The 1,853-nt window shown below is 65.4% G+C and carries 2 protein-coding genes; both read right to left on the bottom strand.

The genetic code is table 11. The features are described 5' to 3' along the window. Positions 1-38: 38 nt before the first annotated feature. Positions 39-1,706: a potassium-transporting ATPase subunit KdpA gene (gene kdpA / locus LQV45_RS29290; RefSeq protein ID WP_230010572.1), complete on the bottom strand. Its 1,668-nt coding sequence runs from the start codon at positions 1,704-1,706 to the stop codon at positions 39-41. A 7-nt stretch (positions 1,707-1,713) separates the two neighbouring features. Beyond that, positions 1,714-1,794 carry a potassium-transporting ATPase subunit F gene (locus LQV45_RS29295; RefSeq protein ID WP_230010573.1) on the bottom strand — a complete coding sequence of 27 codons (81 nt, stop codon included), beginning with the start codon at positions 1,792-1,794 and terminating at the stop codon, positions 1,714-1,716. Positions 1,795-1,853 lie beyond the last annotated feature (59 nt).

The raw sequence follows: 1,853 nt of genomic DNA on the forward strand, positions 1-1,853 counted from the left end.
GGCGTCGGTGTCCGTGGCTAATGCCGTGTGAGACCGGGTCATTTGAGGAGTCCTTCTGCGAGGGGTCCGAGGGCAAGGGCCGGGAAGTAGCTCAGGGCGGTCATGATCACTGTCACGCCGAGCAGCAGCGAGCCGAACAGTGGGCCGTGGGTGGGGACGGTGCCGACGGAGGCGGGAACCTTGCCCTGACGGGCGAGGGAGCCGGCCAGGGCCAGCACCAGGACAATCGGGAGGAGCCGGCCCAGCAGCATGCCCAGGCCCAGCATGACCGACATGAAGGGGCCGGAGGTGGTGATGCCACCAAACGCGGAGCCGTTGTTGTTGGCCCCGGACGTGAAGGCGTAGAGCACTTCGCTGAACTGGTGGGGACCGGTTGCTGGCGCGTTGGCCATGATGTCCGGCAGCAGGACGGTGATTCCGGACAGGGCCAGCACCAGGGTCGGGGTGACCAGGACGTACATGGCGGCGAGCTTCATTTCCGTCGGGCCGATCTTCTTGCCCAAATACTCCGGGGTGCGCCCGACCATGAGACCTGCGATGAAGACGGAAATGATCGACAGGATCAGCAGGCCGTAGAGCCCGGAACCGGTTCCGCCGGGGGCGACCTCGCCGAGCATCATGTTCACCATGGCTATTCCGCCGGCCAGCGGCGGCAGCGAATCGTGGGCGACGTTGACGGCGCCGGTGGAGGTCAGAGTGGTGGAGGTAGCGAAGATCGCGCTTGGCACGGGGCCGAAGCGCTGTTCAAACCCCTCGCCCAATCCGCCGGCGGCCGCTGTCGCCGTTCCCTGTCCGGCAGCCACGGCCCAACCCATCAGCGAAATCGAAGCCAGCCACAGGGTGCCCATCACGGCGACCACCGTATAGCCCTGCTTCTGGTCGCCCACCATCCGGCCGTAGGCGTAAGGCAACGCCGAGGGGATGAGCAGGATCAGGAATACCTCAAAAAGACTGATGAAGGCGTTGGGGTTTTCGAACGGGTGGGCCGAGTTGGCATTGAAGTAGCCGCCGCCGTTGGTTCCCAGGATCTTGATGGCTTCCTGGGAGGCGACGGGACCGCCGGGAATGGTATGGCTGACCCCGGACGCCTGGTTGGCGACGTCAGTGGGCCAGAAGTTCTGCACCACACCGCCGAGGACCATCACTAAAGCCGCGACGAACGCGATCGGCAGCAGGACCCGGAACGAGGTCCGGGCCAGGTCCATCCAGAAGTTGCCCAACCGGTCGGTGCGGGTCCGGGCGATGCCGCGAATCAAGGCGACAACGACGACGATGCCGACGGCGGCGGAGAGGAAGTTCTGCACCGCCAGCAGGGTCATCTGCACAAAAATGCCCACCGTGGTCTCGGGGACGTAGGTCTGCCAGTTCGTGTTGGTCACGAACGAAATGGCCGTGTTCATGGCCACCCACGGATCCACGCCGGGCAGGGATCCGCTGCCCGGCAGCACGCCCTGTAGCCGCTGGAGGCCGAACACGGCCAGGATCGAGACAGCCGAGAACGCCAGCACACTGCGCAGGTAGACGGGCCAGGTCTGCTCGGTGCCGGGGTCAATCCCGGCCAGTCGGTAAAAGAGACGCTCGGGCCGGGATGACGTCGTGCCCTCGAAAACCCGGGCCAGATAGCTGCCCAGGGGTTTGTGCACGGCCGCCAGCACGATGAGGAGCGCCGCCACCTGGGCAGCAAAGGATGCAGGGTTGAAGGTCAAGAGCCGTTCACCACTTTTCCGGATGGATCAGGACGGCCAGCAGGTAACCGAAAAGGCACAGCCCTGCCAGCAACAAAACGAGCCACATCACGGCATCGGGGCTCACTTGCCACCCTCCGGCCGGTCATCGGCACTGCCGACCATCCC

This window comes from Microbacterium sp. Bi128, from assembly GCF_918698205.1.

Excerpts from the sequence above, each read along its gene's own strand:
- LQV45_RS29295 (WP_230010573.1), bottom strand. The coding sequence starts at position 1,794 with ATGTGGCTCGTTTTGTTGCTGGCAGGGCTGTGCCTTTTCGGTTACCTG.